This window comes from Coraliomargarita sinensis (assembly GCF_003185655.1).
Classification (GTDB): domain Bacteria; phylum Verrucomicrobiota; class Verrucomicrobiia; order Opitutales; family Coraliomargaritaceae; genus Coraliomargarita_B; species Coraliomargarita_B sinensis.
In genome coordinates, this window is record NZ_QHJQ01000001.1 from 216,819 (window position 1) to 235,892 (window position 19,074).

The window sequence follows — 19,074 nt, forward strand, 5'->3', positions numbered from 1 at the left end:
GCGCGTCACTTCTGCGCAATAATGCGTTCATTAATTTATACCTGCCTGGCCTGCCTGCTCTTATCGCAGGTGTCCTTGTCGGCCAAGCAAAAGGAGGCGGCGACCGACCCGGCATGGGACGGACTGGCTTTCAGTATCGAAGACAGCCGCTGTTTTGTCGGACTTGCTCCGGTTTACCTCTCCGTCAGTAAATTGAAGCCCAAGGACGGCAACCTCGTCGGCACCTATACTATTAACGTGCCGCTGATGACTTCGAAAAACGACAAGGGGAAGATCGTGCTCCCACTCAAGTCCAAAGTGAGTGTACTTGGTGCAAAAGGCGGAGTGCTTAAAGGGAAGGCGCATAGCGAGACGGAAGAAGGTGCTATTAATGACATCGTTTGCGTTATTCGGCCCGAAAAGGACCAAGCGATCGAACTGGCGATCACCACCGAGCACCGCACGGTGAATTTCAAGTCGCGTTACACCGTGATCGAAGCGAAGCAGGACGGTTAGTAGTGCTCACTCTGTCGGTGGTTTCGTTGTAGAGGCTGCGCTTGCGCATGCCGGAAGACGTGGAGCATCATTTTATTTTATGCTACGCGCAACCACTTGCTCTGTGTTTCCTTTGGTTGGACTCGCCCGCATTAGGAATGCCCATTTACGCCGACGATTTAATTTCTCCTAAAATCGGTGGTTCGAGTGAGTGAAGTTTTGTGAACCGTTAATGGACGTTAATTAACGGTTCAACTCATGCTTTTAGGTTTAATGCGCATCCGTCTCCGGAAAACGACGCTGAGACAAGAGCGCAGCCTCTACCGGGCGAGCCTTCAGTTCCAGAAGACGGGTGCCGGCTGCTTGACCTTTCCGTTTCGCCACATTGTCTAGCGGCATGACTGATACCGAACTCGGACCGACCGGCGAAATTTGCTTCGACCTGCCCTCTCCCTACGAGCCGCATCCCTGCGGGCTACTGCATTTGCCGCGTTTCATCGCCAAGATCCGCAAGCACCTGGCCGACGACTTGCCGAAGTCCTACCAGAAAAACTTCTGCCGTGGTTTTGACCGCTTCCTTTGCATGCATCTCGGGATCGACCCGCAGCAGGTGGTTGAGGCCGTGCGCGAGGCCGGGGATGACGAGATCGAGTTGGACCGCCTCCTGGGAGAATTTTTCCCGGAAGAGCTCAACGTGGCGGCATGGAACCGCGAGGTCACTCACAAGGGGCAGACCGAGGCGGGCCGCGAGTTTTTGTCGGAGTCGCTCACCAACATGGGCTGTGCCGATATGATCGGCACCATCGACTGCGTCTGCGATATGATCGACTTTGATGAGGGGCGCATTCCCGGCTTCTCCGACCAACGCCGGAAAGAATGGGAAGCGGCGCGGTAGTGGGTGCACGGTTTAATTCGGGGCAAGCGGAGCGCGGGTATTGCGTGGTCTTGTCGCTCGGAACTGTCCGCTAGTGGGAATAGCGCTTCGTTCGGGCTATTCGTAAAATTTTGTGGAAAGGGCGAGCGCACAAGCGACTTGATATCAAAGAAGAGGCAACTTATCCGATACCTGTCGTCGGGGTGATTCATCCCCCGACTCGAAGGCCGGTTCGCTTTCGGCATGCTTAAAAAGGACACGGCCGGAAGGAACGGTCCACTCCGCAGCCAATCCTTAGCCCCTGCCACGCTCGGTCGGGGGATGAATCACCCCGACGACGGCAATGATATTCTACAAGAATCTACGAAGTGCCCTTATACCCCCCTTTCCGTAAGGCGGAGCCTTGCAAGTGCTTTGGATTCAGGCATTATGTCAACATGCTACCGTTTACCTTTACGACCAAAAACGCCGAGATTTATCTACGCCGGGCGGAGCCCGCCGACCTGCCGCGCCTGATCGATTTGAATAAACGAGCCTTCCCCCTGATGGCAGAGGAGAACGTGGTCTGGAGCGAGCGCCAGTTGACGAACCATTTGAAACTCTTTCCCGAAGGCCAGGTCGTGGCGGAGATCGGAGGTGAACTGGTTGGGGCCGTTGCCTCGCTGATCGTAGCGAGTGGCAGGGATCCTTATCGCGCCCACACTTACGCGGGCATTACGGATGGTGGTTATTTCCATAATCACGATGCCAGCGGCGACACGCTCTACGGGGCAGATGTTTATGTCGATCCGGACTGGCAGGGCCGCGGCGTGGGGGCCGCGCTCTACGAGGCCCGGCGGCGGCTTTGTCAGAACCTGAATCTGCGGCGTATTCTCGCCGGGGGTCGCTTGGCGAATTATGCCGAGCATGCCGATTCCCTCACGATCGAAGCATATGTGGAAAAGGTGAAGTCGGGTGAGCTGCAGGATCCGGTGCTGAGCTTTCAGTTGAAAGAAGGGTTCTCGGTCCGGGGTATTTTGCGCAATTATATTACCGACCCAATGAGTCTGAACCACGCCAGCCTGATCGAATGGCTCAATCCGGACTACGTGGAGCACGAGCCCAGCTCCAAGGTGCGGGTGGCCTGCGTGCAATATCAGGTGCGAAAGATCGAGAGTTTTGAAGACTTTGCCAGCCAGGTGGAATATTTTGTCGAGACGGCGGCGGACTATCGTTCGGACTTTGTACTGTTTCCCGAATTTTTCAGTGTCCAGCTCCTCTCCGTGATCGAGCCGCTCCCGGCGATCGATGGGATCCGGCATCTCTCGAAGGAGTTTACCAAGCCCTTCGTGGACCTGATGTCCCGAATGGCGAACAAGTATAACCTTTATATCATCGGCGGGAGCCACCCGATTGAGCGCGACGGGAAGCTGCAAAATGAGTGCATGATCTTTGATCCCTCCGGACGCTACATCAGCCAGCCCAAGTTGCACATCACCCCGTCCGAGCAGCGTTACTGGGGTATCTCCGGAGGCGACGAATTGATTGTGCTGCCGACACCCAAGGCGCGTATTGCGGTCCAGATCTGCTACGATGTGGAGTTCCCCGAGGCCAGCCGGTATCTGGCGGACCAGGGGGTGGAGATTCTCTTTGTGCCCTATTGCACCGATGACCGGCACGGCATGTTCCGTGTGCGCAAGTGCGCCGAAGCCCGTGCCATCGAGAATCAGATCTTTGTGGCGACGGCAGGGATCATTGGCAACCTGCCGAGTGTCCAGGCCATGGATATTCACTACGGTCAGGCCGCGGTATTTACGCCGTCCGATTTCGAATTCGCCCGCGACGGGATACAGGCCATCGCCGACTCGAATGTGGAAACTCTTCTGGTCACCGATATTGATACGGAGGACCTCTACCGCTCCCGGGCGGCCGGTTCCGTCACACCGCGCCTCGACCGGCGCACCGACCTGTTCGAGTTGAAGGTGAATCTGAAGAACATGAAAACCGATGTGGAAATGACGGACGGCCCGGAGATCGATCTGCCAAAGTAATGGTGGTTTAATTCCACTGTGTGACTTTACCTGGCGGTATATACCCGCCTTCCTCTACGAGACTACGGCGTTGTATCCGGGATGTTGGATCGGGTGGCATACGGAGTCGGAACATTTTTGTCCCGATTGATCGCTCAGGGAGAACTTTTCTAAATTCGAAATGCATCTTTATTCGCGATGCTACTAATGGACAGGAATGTCCATTCTCCGTTTGTTGGCTAAAATTCGATGATATTGTCAGTAACAGTCAGTGGATGGTATAACTCCGTAGAGGCTGCGCTTGCGCATGACAGGATCCTTGATGTGTGGGCGTCGTTTTCAGCCGTAGCCTTATTTCCAAAGCTTCGAGCATCAAGGTGAAGATACTACTATCGGCTCTTCTGTGCTAGGAACGCCACAATTTGGACTTCACATCCTGGCATCCGTATCCGTCGCCGGAAAACTACGCCGGGACACAAGCGTAGTTTCTACGAAGATGAAGACAATTTTCCGTGCTGGATAATCGCCGGCTTTAATCCTAGCTTTGTGTCATGAAGATCCTGTCCTCTGTCACTTTGGTCGCGTGCCTGTTTGCCTTGCTCGGGTGCGCCACCACACAGAACAAACGCATTTCGCAAAATGAAGCCTTGTTCAACACCTACACGCCAACGGAGCGTAAGTTGATCCGGATGGGCGAGGTTGCGGTGGGCTTCGACCAGGATCAGGTGCGCATGTCCCTGGGCGACCCCAGCCGCGAGACAACCGTGGATACTGCGGCCGGCAAGGCCATCGTCTGGGAATACCGCGAGTTGAGCCCCTCGCTGGGACTGTCTGTCGGTGGTGGCATCGGTACGCGCGGGAGCGGCGTGGGCGTGGGGACCGGCGTGGGAGTGAGCCCGAACCGCACTAAACTTTTAAAGCGTATTGTCTTTGACCGGCAGACCGGCGAAGTCAGCAAAGTGGAGTCTTATAAATAAAACCATGACCTCGCAGCCACGCTATACGCGGGAGGACTTGTGCACCCGCTTGCAATGGTCCGATTTGGATACCGACTACCTCCGTCAACTCATCGGTTTGGCCAAAATCGAGGATCTGGCCGGCGCAGGTCTGGCCAAGCGTCCGGAACGGCTCGGCGATGTGACGACGGCACTTATGCCGGAAAACGTCCGGGGGCATGCCCGGCTGGTGGCGCGCGGGCCCCTGGTTATTTGCGGGCTCGGCTTGGTTGGCCTGACGCTGGAGGCCTACGGGGAGGGTTGTCAGTTCGAAGCCGCCTGCAGTGACGGCGACTGCTTGGAGTCGGGCGATGTCATCGGCACCATGCAGGGGGATGCGGCGGCGATGCTGCAGGCGGAACGGGTCCTGTTAAATTTTCTGCAACACCTTTCCGGGATCGCCACCGAGACGCGTGCATATGTCGACGCCCTTGGCACGAGCGGGACAGTCTTGCTCGACACGCGCAAGACGCTGCCCGGCTATCGCGTCCTGCAAAAATTCGCCTTCGCTTCGGGCGGCGGCGTCAATCACCGCATTGGACTGTTCGACCGTGTTATGCTGAAGGATAACCACCTGGCGGTCGCGGGCGCAACCGGCGGGAAGCGTTTGGTCGAAGCCGTTGCCCTGGCTCGTCAAACTTGTGAAGGTTTGCCGATCGAAGTGGAGGTTGACCGGATCGATCAAATCGAGCCTGTCCTTGAAGCGGGCGCCGACATCATCCTGCTGGATAATTTCACCACAGAGGAGCTTCAGTCGGCTGTCGAACGGATCGATGGTGCCGCCTGCACCGAGGCCAGTGGCGGCATCCAATTGGAGGCCCTCTCTGAGCTGGGACAGCTGGGGCTGGATTTTATTTCAACAGGGGCACCGGTGCATCAGAGCACTTGGAAGGATATCGGGCTGGACTGGGAATGAGCTACGAAAATTTGCAATTCGCACCCCGTGAGGTGGATGAGGATAGTGTGGTCATCCTGAAGGCCTTACTTGAGGCAGGTGATCGTTATGTCTCCGGGAGTTTACTTGCGGAACAGCTGGGGGTCTCCCGCCCAGCCGTCCATGGTAAATTGGATAAGCTGCGCGAGGAAGGTTTTGAAGTGGATGCGGTGCGGAACCGTGGCTACCGGATTAAGACACTGCCGGAAGTACTCCACCCTGCCCTGCTCCGTTGCACCCTTGAGGGCCGGGGGAGCAAGATCGGGCTCCGCTATTTCCCGGTTCTCGACAGCACCAACAGCGAAGCGGAGCGGCGCATTGCCTCCGGGGAATCCAGCCCATTTGCCATCGTCTCGAGTTGCCAGACCAACGGGCGCGGACGGCTGGGCCGCGTCTGGCAGAGCAATTCGGCGGACAACCTTTACCTCTCCGTGGGCTTCGAGCCCAACATCCCGCCACAGCAACTGCAGCATTTCACGCTCTGGGCGGGGATTTGCATCTGCCGGCAGCTGCAAGGGTTTGTGCCGAAGGCACCGCTGAAAATCAAGTGGCCCAACGACCTGCACTGCATGGGCCGCAAGTTTGCCGGGATGCTGACCGAGGCGAAGTTGGATGCGGACCGTATTCGCAGTATCATTTTCGGTTTGGGACTGAACGTAAACGGGAACCCGAATGATTTTCCCGACGAAGTCCGCCCGCTCGCGACAAGCCTGCATGCGATCCACGGGGAAACGCTGCCTTTGAATGATGTGGCCGCTGTCGTGATTTGCGCGATTGAGGAGGCGTATCAGACGTGTATCCAAGAAACGGATACGACTGACAAGCTATCGGATGCCTGGGAGCCCCTGGATGCCCTCGCCGGCCAGCAGGTGACGGCCATTCAGCAAGGGGTGGAAATTACCGGGATCGCATCGGGCATCGACGAGGGCGGAGCATTGCTTTTACTCATGCCGGATGGAAGTCAGAAAGCTATACGGGCGGGCGACGTCACTTTAAAGAAATGAAAACGCTTTGTATCGATGTCGGGAACACCAGCACCCACTACGGCGTGGTGAACGGGCGCGCTGTCAGCCAGGTCGGCCATTTCCCGACGGCGGGTCTGCAGGAAGGCCCGTCTCGGGAGTTTTACGAGATCCTGGCTCCGCTGAGTGCAGATATCGCAAGCATCGCGTTTTGCTCGGTCGTGCCGGCGGTGAATGCGAATTTGAAGGCGAGTTTGGCCGATGCCGGGCGGCCGATTTTTCAACTGACTCATGAGAGCTGCCAAGGGCTGGATCTCGTCTACCCCAAGCCGGAGGAAATCGGCCAGGACCGGATTGCCAACGCCATTGCGGCACAGGAATATTACGGCACTCCTGCCGTGGTCATCGACATGGGCACGGCGGTGACCTTTGATATTATTTCCGATAAGGGCTACGAGGGCGGTATCATTGCACCGGGCCTCGCGATCATGAGAACGTATCTACATGACCAGACGGCGCTGCTGCCCGAGCTCTCCGAGGCGGATTTGGTCAAGGTGGAGGGCGCGATCGGTAAATCCACCGTGCATGCCATGCAACTAGGCGTGGCGATCGGCTTTTCCGGAATGATCGATGCCCTGCTCACACGCGTGCGGGAACAGTTGCGGAAAAGTGGCGGGGGTGATCCCATCGTACTGTCCACCGGGGGCAGCGTCGCTAATTTGACACGTGACTGGGCGGAGAAGAGTGAGTTTGTGGAAAACCTCACCCTGTTGGGGCTGGCGGTCGCGGCGCGCCGCGCGGGCTCCAGGTAGGGACTTGCCGAGGGAAGCTCGCGAAGAAGCGGGGCGGGTTCGCATGTTTCGTGGGCCTTGCCAGACTCACAAACGTAGGCTCATCGCATGGACGGCGATGCGGGCATGTGCAAGCACAGCCCCTACGACTGACTAGTCCTCGCCGTCGTCGCCGATCGCTTCGACCGGGCAACCTTCGAGCGCCTCCATGCAGAGTTCTTCGTCCTCCGGCGTCTCCGGCTGCTTATATACGAAGGAGTAGCCTCCATCCTCGTTGCGGGTAAAGAAATCGGGAGCGGTTTCGCGGCAAAGGTCGCAGTCGATGCATTGTTCATCGACGTAGAATTTGCCCTTCACGTTTTCCGGCCACTTTTCATCTTTTTCTGCCATACGTCGCAAAATCCTTTTTTTCGCGGGTGAGTCAAGAGCAAGCGAATGGTTCGAACGCAGATAAGTTCCTGTACGTGACGGTGGTCGCCCAGTGCTTTCCCGGGTCGCGAACTGCACTCAGCACTTGCTCCTTAGGAACAGCAGAGCATATTCGGGGTCTTTTTATGGCAGGGTATTGCCCGTCAGACTGAAAACAAAATGTTATACGACCGACCTTACATGCGACAGGCCCCCGGGAATGAGCCGGAGAGCGCCAAAGCCAGCATGGTGACCACTCTATTGGTCATCACGGTCGGGGTGTTTGTCCTGCAGCAAATCCTGAACGTCTTCTTCCCCGGTTTGGGCGGGCGCGGCAAATCATTACTCTCCGAGTGGTTTGCGCTCAGCGGGGAGAATTTCCGCCAGCTGAAAGTGTGGACCGTCCTCAGCTACGGGTTTTTGCACAGCACGCAGACCCTCTTCCATATCCTGGGCAATATGCTCGGGCTTTTCTTTATCGGCCGCATTCTGGAACCGATCCTGGGGCGTCAGCAATTCTTGCTTCTTTATCTGGGCAGTACGCTGATTGGGGGGCTGACGTACCTGGCATTCCACATCGGCGGCTATCAACCGGTCGTGGGTGCGTCCGCAGCGGTGTTCGGTATCCTGACCGTATTCTGTTTTTTGCGCCCCGAGCAGCCGATTACGCTGCTTCTGTTTTTTATTCTGCCCATCACGGTTAAGCCCAAATGGCTCTTCCGTGTCAGCCTCGCTGTCTCCATTGCGTGCTTGTTGTTCTACGAGCTGCCCGGTGCCGAAGGTGCGATGGTCGCGCACTCGGCTCACCTAGGGGGGATGCTATCAGGAATTCTTTATTATCGTGTTATCTATCTTCGTGGGGGATCGCCATTCAGCCGCCCCAGTGCTGCCAAGCCGTCGGTCGAATTACCCGAATGGTTCAAGCGCCGGAAGGGCCAGCCCACGGTACGCAAAATTAATTACACGGTAAACCGCAGCAGCAGCCGCGATGAGTTACAAAAAGAAGTAGACCGCATTCTCGATAAGATCAACGCCACCGGCTTCGGCTCGTTGAGCGATTCTGAAAAACAAACTTTAGACCATGCCAAAGATATCCTCCGTTAGTCAAACCACCGCCCCGACACGCCGCATCGCGCGCTTGCTCCTGCCCTTGATGGCGGCCGCGCTCCTCGTGCTCTCACTCAATGCCACAAGCAGTGGTGATCATGAGCTCAAGCCCACCAAGGAGATGGCCTCACAGACGCGTTGGGTCGTCAATACCATCAACTCCCGGCACTACCTTCGCGACAGTATCGACAAGCTCAATGGTGAGGAAATGGTGGAGGCCTACATCGAATCGTTCGACTACAGCCGCATGTATTTCCTGAAGCCGGAAATGGAGGAGTTTTACTTCCGCTTCGCTGATTCGATGGAAGGCTTCCTGGAAAAAGGGAATCTCTATGCCGCCTTCGAAATCTACGAAACGTTCAAAGAGGTGGCGACCGCACGAACAGAGTGGGCCCTGGAGCGCCTCGAGAAGCCGTGGGATTTTACGGTCGACGAAACTTTCCGGACGGACCGCCGCGAAATGGATTGGCCGGCCACTAAGGAGGAAGCTGACGCACTCTGGGAGCGCCGGATCAAATACGAGCTATTGAACGAGCTCCTCTCCCTCGCCTCGGAGACGGATAATGACGAGAGCGTTTCTCTGGAGCCGAAGAACCCGGACATCATGGAACCGGAAGGGGAAGACGAATCATTCGACCCCTCCAAGATTCAGCGTTTGTTGAACGACGAGGACTTCTATGCCGAGAAGCTGGAGGAGGCCCGCGAAAAAATCCGCCGTCGTTATGCCCGGAATCTGAAATATACCGTCGAGCGACAGGCCGCAGAGGTGCAGGAGTCCTTCATTAATGCGATGACCCAGCTCTTCGATCCGCATTCGACCTTCTTGTCCTCGGATACTTTGGAGAGCTTTAATTCTTCGGTACAAAACTCTTTTGTCGGGATCGGTGCCCTGCTCCAGAACGATGACGGCATCTGCGTGATTAAAGAGCTGATCCCCGGCGGTCCGGCCGAAGAATCGCGTCAACTCGAACCGGAAGACCAGATACTCGGTGTTGCCCAGGGCAAGGACGGCGAATTCGAGGATGTGGTGGATCTCGAGCTGCGTTACATCGTGCGCAAGATCAAAGGCGAAAAAGGCACCACAGTCAGGTTGCTCATCCGACCCGGACAGTCGGCCGATCCTTCCGTGCGCAAGGAAGTTTCCATCGTCCGTGACGAGGTCAAGCTCACCGCCAATCTGGCAGAGGCGACTTTGATCACGGTGCCTGTAGAAGGGGGGCGGACCATTCCGGTCGGGGTGATTGAACTGCCTTCCTTCTACGGAAACATCGGTGCCGGGGGCACCTTGACCACGACCACCGACGATGTGAGCGAACTGATCAACAAGTTGCGCAAGCTGAACGCGCAGGGCATTATCCTCGACTTGCGGATGAACGGCGGCGGCCTCCTCAGCGAGGCGGTTCGTTTGACCGGGCTCTTTATTCCGGTCGGGCCCGTCGTGCAGGTCCGCGACAGCAATGGGCGGACGGAGGTCCTGGCCGACCGCGACCCCCGCATGCTCTGGGAGGGACCGTTGATTGTTCTCACCTCGCGCTTTAGCGCCTCGGCCTCGGAAATCGTTGCGGGGGCATTACAGGATCACGACCGTGCTCTGATCGTCGGGAACAGTTCGACACACGGCAAGGGCACAGTGCAGGAAGTCTATCAGATGAATAATCGTATGCCGTTCTCCTGGTTTAAATCTGCCGAACCGGAGGCTCGACCGGTGGCGTCCAAGATCACGATCAAGCAGTTTTATCTGCCGGAAGGCAGCTCCACGCAGGTCAAAGGCGTGCCCTCGGATATTTCCCTGCCCTCGGTGAACGAGTTCCTCCCGATCGGTGAGGACGACTTGCCGCACGCCCTGCCCTGGGACAAGATCGATAAAGTCAAATGGATGAATGACTGGGCCAAGCTTGAGGTTGAGAGCCCGGAGGACCCGGAGCTTATCAAAAAACTGACCGAAGCCAGCATGGAGCGGCAGGAAAATCTTGAGGAGTTCCGCTTCCTGAATCGACAAATCGATTGGCGTCGCGAGCGGTACGAGCAAAAGGAGATTTCCGTTAATCTGGAGAAACGCATCGAACGTAAGATCAATGAGCAGGCCTACATCGAAGAGCTTGATGACACCTACGATGCGTTGAAGGAGGATAATTATTCCATGCAAGAAGTGCTCCTCGAATTGACGAAAGAGCAGAACGCGATTTCCGAGAAGAACCGTGCCGATCCTATTGTCGGCTCTAACGGAGAAGCGGACGAATCCGACAATGAGGCGGAAGACTCTGAAGAGGATGACGAGCCCAGCTATGACATTTATCTGCGTGAGAGCGCCCGGATCATGGCGGACTGGATTATGGAGGTCAGCCCCGGGCCGGTGGCGCAGAGGGCGAAGTAGTTCTTCCCAGTGGAGGCTGCGCTCTTGTCATGGCGTAGTTTTTCGGAGACGGATGCGCATGCCGAGAGGTCTCTCTCCCGATCGGGCCCATTTGGGAACTCATATTGTTTGGAGGTTCCGCCGCGGGTTGTGGCTGCTGCTTTCAATCTGATAGCTTGCCGAAAAAGGTCGGGCCTGAATTGCTTCAACGCATCATCTTAATCTTATACCAATTTAAAAAAGAATTGATACTTAATGGTTGTAGCGATGGCACGCCAGTGCCGTCGATTCGCACTTAGAGACCACCCTCGACCTTGCTGGCGCAAGTTCGCTACGAACAATCTGTTTCCAAAAAGATCAAAACTTTTGCAAAGTGGCATTACCCGTAATCGGAACCTTTAGTGAATCAAAGGATTAAGAGTACGAGTATGATTACGATTAAGAAACTTTATGAGGGTCGAACCTTTTGTAAAACGGTATGCCAAGCGCGCAGCCTCTAAACATCGTCTTCCAGCAGTTCCTGTAATTTTGGCGATTCCTTCAGCCATTCTTCCGGCGGTAAAGGCGGATCTTCCAGCACCTCCAAAAATTCAGGATGGTAATTTTCATTCAACACCCACCAGGGCCATGTCGCATCAATCTGGATCAATTGGGACCGGTAGGGATTGAGAAAAAGGTACTTGCTGAATTTCTCTAAGGCGTCGTCGGCCCGCAGGCGGTGATCATGGTAATTCTCCTGCCAGGCAAGTCCGTTCTCGTCGAGTGCGGATCGCGTGGCCGCTTTGAATTTTCCGATGACCTGAGAAAGGTTCAGGCGGTGGCCTAATTTCATCAGGACGTGGACATGATCCGGCATGACCGTGGCGGCGAGTAGGTCGATGGAGGCTTCGGCGTGGAGTTCTCCTAAAATCGTCAATATTGCGCAGGCGCATTGTTCGGATTGCAGGCCGGTTTCCTTGCCCCCGGTGCAGCAGGTGATGAAGTAGCGGGCCTCGTTGGGAGAGACCGGTTTCTCGGTGCGGCGCTTTTCCCGCAGAGGCTCCGCTCTTGTCACGGGGTAGTTTTTCGGAGACGGATGCGGATGCCAGTCTGTCTGGGGGGCGGATTGGTCCGTCCGTGTCTCTCCATCCAACCCTGAGGGGGATGAAACCGGCGAAGCCTCGATATAATAAAATCTCGGCCGCCCGCTCATGTCGCTTTCGCCCTGCCCTTTCAGGTCTGCTTCGTTGACCAGCTTGTCGAGAGCGTCGTGCTGGGCGATGCCGGTTTCCAGGGCGAGCATGCCGCCCGCGGCGAGCCGTTGTTTGGCGCCTGCGATAATTCTTTTCAGGTCATCGAGCCCGTCCTCGCCGGAAACGAGTGCCCCCGCCGGTTCGTGGGCCACCACCTCCGGTTCGGCGGTTCCCATTTCAGTCTCGGTTAAGTAAGGCGGGTTGGCGACGATCAGATCGAAGTCCAGCTTTTCGGGGAGCGGCTCCCACCAGCTGCCTTGGTGAAAATGTATCCGTCCTTTGGATACAAAAGCATTGGCATTCTCCTGTGCGAGCTCCAGTGCGGCTTCGCTTTGATCGGTCGCCCAGACTTCGGCCTCCGGATATAGCGTGGCCAACGCGATGGCAATCGCGCCACTGCCCGTGCCCAGATCAAGAATGCGTTTTGGCGGGTTGTTGAGCCGTTCGCTTACATGTTCGACCAGTTCTTCCGTTTCCGGGCGGGGGATGAGGGCGCGGGCATCGGTCTTCAGCTTCATCCCGTAAAACTCGGTGAATCCGAGTATGTATTGCAGTGGCTCGCGTTCCGCCCGTCGCTTTACGAGTGGGCGCAGGGCATTGAGCTCTGCTTCGGTGAGTGGGCGGTCGATATCCAGATACAGTTCCAGGCGCTTGAGCTTGAGCACGTGGGCAATGAGCAAGTCGGCATCCAGCTTGGGGTTGGGCACGCCTTTACCGGCGAAGTAGCCGACCGTCTTTTCCTGAATTTCGCGGATGCTCAGCATTAGCTCTGGCTCTGCTTGCTCAGCAAGTTATCGATGCGGGCTTCGTAATCGTAGTTCTGTAGTGAATCAATCAGCTCGCTCAGGTCGCCGTCGATGACGGGGGGCAATGAAAGGTTCATCCCGATACGGTGGTCGGTCAGGCGCCCCTGGGGATAATTGTAGGTACGAATACGCTCGGAGCGGTCGCCGGTGCCGATCTGGCCCTTACGTTCCGCGGCATACTTGGCATTTTCCTCGTCGATTTTGGCCTGGAGCAAGCGCGAGCGCATGACGGCCATGGCCTTGGCCCGGTTCTTGATCTGGGAGCGTTCGTCGGCGCAGTAGACGGTGACGCCGGTCGGTTTGTGCACCATCATGACGGCGGAGTCGGTCGTGTTGACGTGTTGCCCCCCTGCCCCGCTGGCGCGCATGGTGGAAATCTCGAGGTCGTTGGGATTGATCTCAACATCCACTTCCTCGGCTTCCGGCAGTACGGCCACGGTGGCGGTGGAAGTGTGGATCCGCCCCTGGGTTTCGGTGGCCGGCACGCGTTGCACCCGGTGGACGCCACTTTCGAACTTCAAATATTTGTAGGCATCTTCGCCGGACAGACTGAAGATGATTTCCTTGAACCCGCCGACATCGGCCGGGCTGGAACTGATCACTTCGACACGCCAGCCCCGGCTCTCCGCGTACTTGCTGTACATGCGGAAGAGGTCGCCGGCAAAAATGTTGGCCTCGTCACCACCGGCCCCGCCGCGGATTTCCATCACCGAGTTGCGGCTGTCGGTGGCATCGGGCGGGATCATGGCGCGCAGCACATCCATGGAGAGTTTGTCGCGCTCCGCTTCCAGCGATTCGATTTCCTCGGCGGCCATTTCCCGAAGTTCCTCTTCGACGGAGTCGTCCTCCGCCATGCTGCGGTTTTCTTCAATCTGTTGAACGGCGCTGTGGTAGGCTTCGAATTTTTCCACCAGGCTGGTCAGGCGTTGGTGCTCGCGCGAGACATCGGCGGCCCGTCGTTGGTCCGAAAAGAAATTGGGCTCCGCCATTTGCTCGTCGAGCTCGGCCAGCTTTTCGCGAAATGGAGCGATATCGGGTATCTTGTACATAGAGTTTGAAATATGCGTTGCAGTAAACGGGCTGGACGACAACTGTCGAGTGCTGCCTGACATGACGAAAAAGAATCTCCATCGCCAAAACATTGTCGCCTGCGTCTGGGACTTCGACAAGACGCTGATTCCCGGGTACATGCAGGCCCCCATCTTCAAAGCATTCGGGATCGACGAGGAGCATTTCTGGAAAGAGGTCAACGCCTTGCCCGATATTTACGCCAAGCGTGGCACGCGGGTCTCGCACGATACCATCTATCTCAACCACCTGCTGAGCTACGTGAAGAACGGTTGCTTGAAGGGACTGACCAATCAACGCCTGCGCGAGCTCGGGCGGGAGCTTGTGTTTTATCCCGGACTGCCGGCACTCTTTGAGCAGTTACAGGAACTGGTTCGTTCGCGGCCGGAATATGTGAAACACAACATTTCACTGGAACACTACATTATCAGCACCGGATTGGCCGAAATGATTCGGGGCAGTACCATCGCGCCCTACGTGGAGGATATCTTCGGTTGCGAGTTTATCGAAGCCCCGCTCCCGCCAAACTACTCCTCACAAAACGAGTTGCCTCTTCAGGTGGATTTTGAAATCAGCCAGATCGGCACGATTGTCGATAACACGATCAAGACACGCTACATCTTCGAGATCAACAAGGGTGGCAACAAGAACCCGAATATCGATGTGAATGCATCGATGGACCGGGTGGACCGCCGTATCCCGATCGATCGCATGATCTACACCGCGGATGGCCCCAGTGATGTGCCGGTGTTTTCCGTGGTGAAAGGGAACGGGGGGAAAACCTACGCCGTCTTTAATCCCGATAGCGAGGCCGAGTTCGCCCAGAACGACGCGCTCCTTCATGCCGGCCGGATTCACTCCTACGGTCCGGCGGATTACACTGAAAAAAGTACGACCAGCAAGTGGCTCCGGATGCATGTGCGGCGCATTTGCGATGCCATCGTCGAGGAGTGTGAAACCGACCTCTCCAAGAAAATCAGCCGCGCTCCACGGCATTTGCACGATGAAGATGAAGCGAATGAGGCGGCATCGAACGCAGCGGATCCGCAAAAGGAACTGTTTGGATCAGAGCGGGACAGTTGACATTAGCAAGCCTTGTAAGCAAACTTAGGCAAGCTTATGGATATACCGTCGATCATCTTGCTCGGCGCCCTCTGTGGTTTGGTGGGTGCCTTTGCCATGACTGCCTTTATGACGGCAGTCAGTAGCGCTTTCAGCGAGCGCGTGGATATGGTGCGCGCGCTGGGGAGTTACTTTACCGGCCGGTTGGAAGGCGCGGTCGGGTTGGGTCGTATCATCCATGCGGTTTCCGGACTTATTTTTGGTGCGACCTATCTCCTGATCATGCATCAGATGGACGCGCTGACGTTCCCCTACCCGATCTTTCTCGGGATTGGCTTCGGTTTTTTCCACGGTCTCATCATGTGCTACATCCTAATGATTTTCGCCAGTATGCGGCACCCGATCGAAGAATATCGGAAAGCCACACTGGAAGAAGGGCTGCTCCATCTCGTGGGGCACATTATCTTCGGCATTGTGGTTGGCCTTCTGGCGGGTCTGCTCTCGCTAGGCTTCTAGCCTGGCTCTCTAAACGCCATGCCAGTCGAGGTGATGAGGTACCGATTATCCATTCCGGCTCAATTGTGCATGATGCTTCGTGGTTCTCCGGTAGGAAAAATCAAAAGTGAATTAAAGAAAGCGGAGCGCTATAATCTTGAATTGGATGGTACAGCGCTTGAAGCACACTATCTCGCACAAGGTGACATCACTGATCTGGTTGATTCGTTGATTTTCGCACAAGAGAATGGAATGAAATTGAGCCCGATGAGAGCGATGGCTCAGCAGTTCATCCTCATGCATCAGGGAGAAATCAAACTTAGGGATAAATTGAATGCTCTGAAGGGGGCAGGCATTTCCGATCTCGACAGTTATCTAACCAAGGAGTCGATCCAGGCAGAGCGGGAGAACCGCTAATGCCGCGCCGTTTTGCTCTTCGGTCTGGCTCAGGGTGGTGAGCTTATACGAACCGCAGGTGGTGGCGCGTGCCAGATAGGTAAAGTCACGGGCAATCGGCTCCACCCGGCGAACGGACGGCTCGGCGATGTCCCTGCTATTCCAAGCTCAGCCCGGCTGACGCAGGACGAGGCGCACGGCATCCAGCCGCAAGTGGGCCTTGGAAATGTGGCGGGTCACGTCTTCGACGACATTCTGGGCAATCTTGATTTCTTCTTCGCTGACGTTGGGATTGACCTTTCGCAGCTCCTTCAGGCGGCTGGCTTCTCCGTCCAGTCGAGTGTGGGCTTCGCGCATGGCATCCTTGAGCCGTGTCGACTTTTCCTCACGGGCGTAGCTGCGGGCGGCCCGCAGCATCTCCGGCACAAGTGATTGCAGAAGTTCCGGATTTTGTCTCAGGCGGAAGGCTTCTTCGTCGGCGGTTTTCCGGTTGATGATATCATGCAGGAATTCCTCGCTGCGGTCCTTGCCTTCCATGTCCACGAGAATACGTACCGGCGTGGGCGGGAGAAAGCGGTCCACATGCAGGCGGGCCGGGGCCACGCTCTCCAGTACGTAGATTGCCTCGATCAAGATGGGCGGGGCCTCCATTCGGGAATCTTTCCAGACGACGATGCTGCTGTTGCCCTTCTCGGAGCTGAGCATCAAATCGATCGAGCCCCGTACCATCGGGTGGTCCCAGGTGAGAAAGCCGATATCTTCGCGCCCGAGTGCTTTGGTCCGGTCGCAAGTGACCGTGGTCCCCTCCTCCGGGAGCCCGGGAAAGGCGTCGGTAAACAGCTGACCGGGTGTCAGGTGGAAGCTGCGGCTGTCCAAATCGTCCACGGTCACCCCGAAGTGGTCGAAGATTCGGTTCATAAAACCGTCCAAGGTGCGGTCGGCATCCTGTTGTTGGATCTGGTTGACCAACTCGCTGGAGACGTCTTCGCGAAACGAGTTCAGGGCGATCAGGCGGTCCTGTCCCTGGCTCAGACGGGTCTCCAGGTCTTCCCGGAAACGGCGACTTTCCTCGATCAGTACATCCGCTTCTTTTGCGACCTTGGAGGATTCGTGGTGAAACTCGCCGCCCAGCTTACGCAGTTTGTCGCCAAAGCGTTCGAGATAGGCATTCCCGCCCTTTAGCGAGTGTTCGATTCCGTCCAGCCCTTCGTGGTGCCAACGCATGAGGAGCTCCGTCCAGCTGTGGGGCAGGAAAGGTATGTGGATACGTATGGTCTCCGACTGCCCGATCCGGTCGAGGCGTCCGATGCGCTGCTCGAGCAGCTCGGGATTGAGTGGGAGGTCAAACAGGACGAGGTGATGGGCAAACTGGAAGTTGCGGCCCTCACTGCCGATTTCGGAACAGAGCAGGATACGGGCTCCGTCCGGTTCGGCGAACCAGGCGGCGTTCCGGTCGCGCTGCAGCAGGGTGAGCGCTTCATGAAAGAGTGCGGCCTTGACGTTGATTTCTTCCTGCAGGGCATCGTAGATGGCCTGGACCTTTTCACGGGTGCTGCAAATGAGCAGGACTTTTTCGTGCTCGCCCAACTTCTGAATCAGCTCGGCCAGCCATTGCACGCGTGGGCCGTGGCGGAAGTCGTAGTCTTCTCCCTCCCCCGCTCCATTGGTTTCCTTTTCGAATTCACGGAGGAGCCGCACTTCCAGGTCGGCCTTCGAAAGCTTCGCCCGTGGTTTGAGCTCGGCCGGGATGCCCTCGCGCTTGGGGAAGCCCTGCAGCGCATCCCGCGTGTTGCGGAAGATCACCCGCCCCGTCCCGTGCCGGTCCACCAGTTGGTTGAGAAAGGCGGTGGTGTCCTGTAGTTCTTTTCTTAATTCAGCCTCGCTGAACTCGCTGAAGACCTCCCGCAGGAAATCCATCTCCCCGGCATCCAGTGCCTCGCCCGCCTCGAGCTTGTTGGCCACGCCAGCGACCTGGGAATAGCCGGCCTGCTCTTCCCTGAATTTTTCCAGATCGGGATAGCGGTCGGGGTCGAGCAGGCGGAGCCGGGCAAAGTGCCCCTCGGCGCCAAGCTGCTCGGGGGTGGCCGTCAGCAGGAGCAAGCCGTGGCTCTTTTTACTCAGCGCCTCCACCAGCTTATACTCGGGGCTGGCTGCCTCTGGGGTCCATTCGAGGTGATGGGCCTCGTCGACCACCAGCATGTCCCACTTGGTTTGCAGGGCAGCCTCTGCCCAGCGCGGGTTCTCCAGCAAAGTCTTGGTGCTGCAGATGACGTGCTGGTCTTCGTTGAAAGGGTTCACGTCCGCGTCAACCGCGGTGGCGGATTCACAATGATCGGCATCGATCAGGGTGAACCACATGTTAAAGCGCCGGAGCAGCTCGATAAACCATTGATGAACAAGGGACTCCGGCAGGATGATCAGGATGCGCTCGGCGCGCCCGGTCAGGTTCAGGCGGTGCAGGATGAGGCAGGCTTCGATGGTCTTACCCAGGCCAACCTCGTCGGCCAAAAGCACCCGGGGCATGTAGCGATTGGCCACCTCCGAGGCGATGTAGAGCTGGTGCGGAATCAGGTCGATCCGCCCGCCCATGAAGCCCGCCACGCTCGATTGCAGGGCATGGTTCTGGCGGCGGATGGCTTCGTATCGCAGGCTGAAGGCAGCGGACTGATCGATTTGGCCGCCGATCAGCCGGTCCTCCGGTTTGCTGAAGCTGATGGTGTCGGCCAGGTCCATTTCCGCGACAGCGCAGCCATCTCCGTGGTAAGTCAACCGCCCCTCCTCTTCCGTGACCTCTTCTATGATAATGGTTTCACCCCGCTGGGAGTGGATGGTGTCCCCCTGTCGGAATTCGACCCGTTTGATCGGGGCACTGGCCGTGGCATAGATCCGTCTCTCGCTGGATGCCGGGAAATGAATTTCGAGCTGATGGCGTGAGACCGATTCGAGAATGCCCAAACCGAGTTCCGGTTCGGTCTCGCTGATCCAGCGCTGCCCTGTTTGAAATGCTGTCATTCGACGGATCGTCGGCCTCCCTGCTTTTAAAGTCAACCCGTAGGGGCTACGCTCTTGTCCCGGCGTAGCTTTACAGAGACGGATGCGTATGCCAGT

The 19,074-nt window shown here is 57.0% G+C and carries 16 protein-coding genes; 12 read left to right on the forward strand and 4 right to left on the reverse strand.

What is annotated here, in order from left to right; all coding sequences use genetic code 11:
• Positions 1 to 21: 21 nt before the first annotated feature.
• The 7 genes from DDZ13_RS01020 to DDZ13_RS01050 all read left to right on the forward strand — a co-directional run bounded on the left by DDZ13_RS01020 (position 22) and on the right by DDZ13_RS01050 (position 7,060).
• The gene (locus DDZ13_RS01020) at positions 22 to 495 is read left to right on the forward strand and encodes a hypothetical protein (RefSeq protein ID WP_110129560.1); all 474 of its coding nucleotides are present in this window, start codon (positions 22 to 24) and stop codon (positions 493 to 495) included.
• Positions 496 to 871: 376 nt separating this feature from the next.
• Positions 872 to 1,369, forward strand: coding sequence for a DUF5069 domain-containing protein (locus DDZ13_RS01025; protein ID WP_110129561.1), 498 nt, complete (start codon positions 872 to 874; stop codon positions 1,367 to 1,369).
• A gap of 416 nt (positions 1,370 to 1,785) precedes the next feature.
• The gene (locus tag DDZ13_RS01030) at positions 1,786 to 3,378 is read left to right on the forward strand and encodes a bifunctional GNAT family N-acetyltransferase/carbon-nitrogen hydrolase family protein (RefSeq protein ID WP_110129562.1); all 1,593 of its coding nucleotides are present in this window, start codon (positions 1,786 to 1,788) and stop codon (positions 3,376 to 3,378) included.
• Between the two features lie 530 nt (positions 3,379 to 3,908).
• Positions 3,909 to 4,334 (forward strand): hypothetical protein, encoded by a 426-nt coding sequence (locus DDZ13_RS01035; RefSeq protein ID WP_110129563.1) that lies wholly within the window; start codon positions 3,909 to 3,911, stop codon positions 4,332 to 4,334.
• A gap of 4 nt (positions 4,335 to 4,338) precedes the next feature.
• Entirely contained in the window at positions 4,339 to 5,268 is a 930-nt protein-coding gene (gene nadC / locus DDZ13_RS01040; protein WP_110129564.1) for a carboxylating nicotinate-nucleotide diphosphorylase, read from the forward strand.
• Positions 5,265 to 6,290 carry a biotin--[acetyl-CoA-carboxylase] ligase gene (locus DDZ13_RS01045; protein WP_110129565.1) on the forward strand — a complete coding sequence of 342 codons (1,026 nt, stop codon included), beginning with the start codon at positions 5,265 to 5,267 and terminating at the stop codon, positions 6,288 to 6,290. The genes nadC and DDZ13_RS01045 overlap by 4 nt, the downstream gene beginning before the upstream one ends.
• Entirely contained in the window at positions 6,287 to 7,060 is a 774-nt protein-coding gene (locus DDZ13_RS01050; RefSeq protein ID WP_110129566.1) for a type III pantothenate kinase, read from the forward strand. Before DDZ13_RS01045 ends, DDZ13_RS01050 begins: the two co-directional genes overlap by 4 nt.
• A gap of 132 nt (positions 7,061 to 7,192) precedes the next feature.
• Here DDZ13_RS01050 and DDZ13_RS01055 read toward each other — a convergent pair whose 3' ends face one another.
• Positions 7,193 to 7,429 carry a ferredoxin gene (locus tag DDZ13_RS01055; RefSeq protein ID WP_110129567.1) on the reverse strand — a complete coding sequence of 79 codons (237 nt, stop codon included), beginning with the start codon at positions 7,427 to 7,429 and terminating at the stop codon, positions 7,193 to 7,195.
• A gap of 198 nt (positions 7,430 to 7,627) precedes the next feature.
• Here DDZ13_RS01055 and DDZ13_RS01060 point away from each other — a divergent pair, with 198 nt between their 5' ends.
• Entirely contained in the window at positions 7,628 to 8,551 is a 924-nt protein-coding gene (locus tag DDZ13_RS01060) for a rhomboid family intramembrane serine protease (protein WP_110129568.1), read from the forward strand.
• Positions 8,529 to 10,928: a carboxy terminal-processing peptidase gene (locus tag DDZ13_RS01065; RefSeq protein ID WP_110129569.1), complete on the forward strand. Its 2,400-nt coding sequence runs from the start codon at positions 8,529 to 8,531 to the stop codon at positions 10,926 to 10,928. Before DDZ13_RS01060 ends, DDZ13_RS01065 begins: the two co-directional genes overlap by 23 nt.
• A 475-nt stretch (positions 10,929 to 11,403) precedes the next feature.
• Here the strand turns inward: DDZ13_RS01065 and prmC are convergent, their stop codons facing one another.
• Positions 11,404 to 12,903: a peptide chain release factor N(5)-glutamine methyltransferase gene (prmC, locus tag DDZ13_RS01070; protein WP_110129570.1), complete on the reverse strand. Its 1,500-nt coding sequence runs from the start codon at positions 12,901 to 12,903 to the stop codon at positions 11,404 to 11,406.
• Complete coding sequence (gene prfA / locus DDZ13_RS01075; protein ID WP_110129571.1) at positions 12,903 to 13,994, reverse strand: peptide chain release factor 1; 1,092 nt, start codon at positions 13,992 to 13,994, stop codon at positions 12,903 to 12,905. The genes prmC and prfA overlap by 1 nt, the downstream gene beginning before the upstream one ends.
• A 61-nt stretch (positions 13,995 to 14,055) precedes the next feature.
• Here prfA and DDZ13_RS01080 point away from each other — a divergent pair, with 61 nt between their 5' ends.
• From DDZ13_RS01080 to DDZ13_RS01090, 3 genes are read left to right on the forward strand one after another with little or no spacing between them, the layout of a single operon-like run.
• Positions 14,056 to 15,096, forward strand: a complete 1,041-nt coding sequence (locus DDZ13_RS01080; protein WP_110129572.1) for an HAD family hydrolase — start codon at positions 14,056 to 14,058, stop codon at positions 15,094 to 15,096.
• 36 nt (positions 15,097 to 15,132) lie between these two features.
• Positions 15,133 to 15,591: a hypothetical protein gene (locus DDZ13_RS01085; RefSeq protein ID WP_110129573.1), complete on the forward strand. Its 459-nt coding sequence runs from the start codon at positions 15,133 to 15,135 to the stop codon at positions 15,589 to 15,591.
• An 18-nt stretch (positions 15,592 to 15,609) separates the two neighbouring features.
• Entirely contained in the window at positions 15,610 to 15,987 is a 378-nt protein-coding gene (locus DDZ13_RS01090; protein ID WP_110129574.1) for a flotillin-like FloA family protein, read from the forward strand.
• Positions 15,988 to 16,134: 147 nt separating this feature from the next.
• Here DDZ13_RS01090 and rapA read toward each other — a convergent pair whose 3' ends face one another.
• Complete coding sequence (gene rapA, locus DDZ13_RS01095) at positions 16,135 to 18,978, reverse strand: RNA polymerase-associated protein RapA (protein WP_110129575.1); 2,844 nt, start codon at positions 18,976 to 18,978, stop codon at positions 16,135 to 16,137.
• Positions 18,979 to 19,074: the final 96 nt, after the last annotated feature.

Coding starts and splice junctions, on each gene's coding strand:
- prfA (WP_110129571.1), bottom strand. CDS start 13,994: ATGTACAAGATACCCGATATCGCTCCATTTCGCGAAAAGCTGGCCGAG.
- DDZ13_RS01080 (WP_110129572.1), top strand. CDS start 14,056: ATGACGAAAAAGAATCTCCATCGCCAAAACATTGTCGCCTGCGTCTGG.
- DDZ13_RS01085 (WP_110129573.1), top strand. CDS start 15,133: ATGGATATACCGTCGATCATCTTGCTCGGCGCCCTCTGTGGTTTGGTG.
- prmC (WP_110129570.1), bottom strand. CDS start 12,903: ATGCTGAGCATCCGCGAAATTCAGGAAAAGACGGTCGGCTACTTCGCC.
- DDZ13_RS01090 (WP_110129574.1), top strand. CDS start 15,610: ATGCCAGTCGAGGTGATGAGGTACCGATTATCCATTCCGGCTCAATTG.
- nadC (WP_110129564.1), top strand. CDS start 4,339: ATGACCTCGCAGCCACGCTATACGCGGGAGGACTTGTGCACCCGCTTG.
- DDZ13_RS01060 (WP_110129568.1), top strand. CDS start 7,628: ATGTTATACGACCGACCTTACATGCGACAGGCCCCCGGGAATGAGCCG.
- DDZ13_RS01030 (WP_110129562.1), top strand. CDS start 1,786: ATGCTACCGTTTACCTTTACGACCAAAAACGCCGAGATTTATCTACGC.
- DDZ13_RS01045 (WP_110129565.1), top strand. CDS start 5,265: ATGAGCTACGAAAATTTGCAATTCGCACCCCGTGAGGTGGATGAGGAT.
- DDZ13_RS01050 (WP_110129566.1), top strand. CDS start 6,287: ATGAAAACGCTTTGTATCGATGTCGGGAACACCAGCACCCACTACGGC.
- DDZ13_RS01065 (WP_110129569.1), top strand. CDS start 8,529: ATGCCAAAGATATCCTCCGTTAGTCAAACCACCGCCCCGACACGCCGC.
- rapA (WP_110129575.1), bottom strand. CDS start 18,978: ATGACAGCATTTCAAACAGGGCAGCGCTGGATCAGCGAGACCGAACCG.
- DDZ13_RS01055 (WP_110129567.1), bottom strand. CDS start 7,429: ATGGCAGAAAAAGATGAAAAGTGGCCGGAAAACGTGAAGGGCAAATTC.
- DDZ13_RS01020 (WP_110129560.1), top strand. CDS start 22: ATGCGTTCATTAATTTATACCTGCCTGGCCTGCCTGCTCTTATCGCAG.
- DDZ13_RS01025 (WP_110129561.1), top strand. CDS start 872: ATGACTGATACCGAACTCGGACCGACCGGCGAAATTTGCTTCGACCTG.
- DDZ13_RS01035 (WP_110129563.1), top strand. CDS start 3,909: ATGAAGATCCTGTCCTCTGTCACTTTGGTCGCGTGCCTGTTTGCCTTG.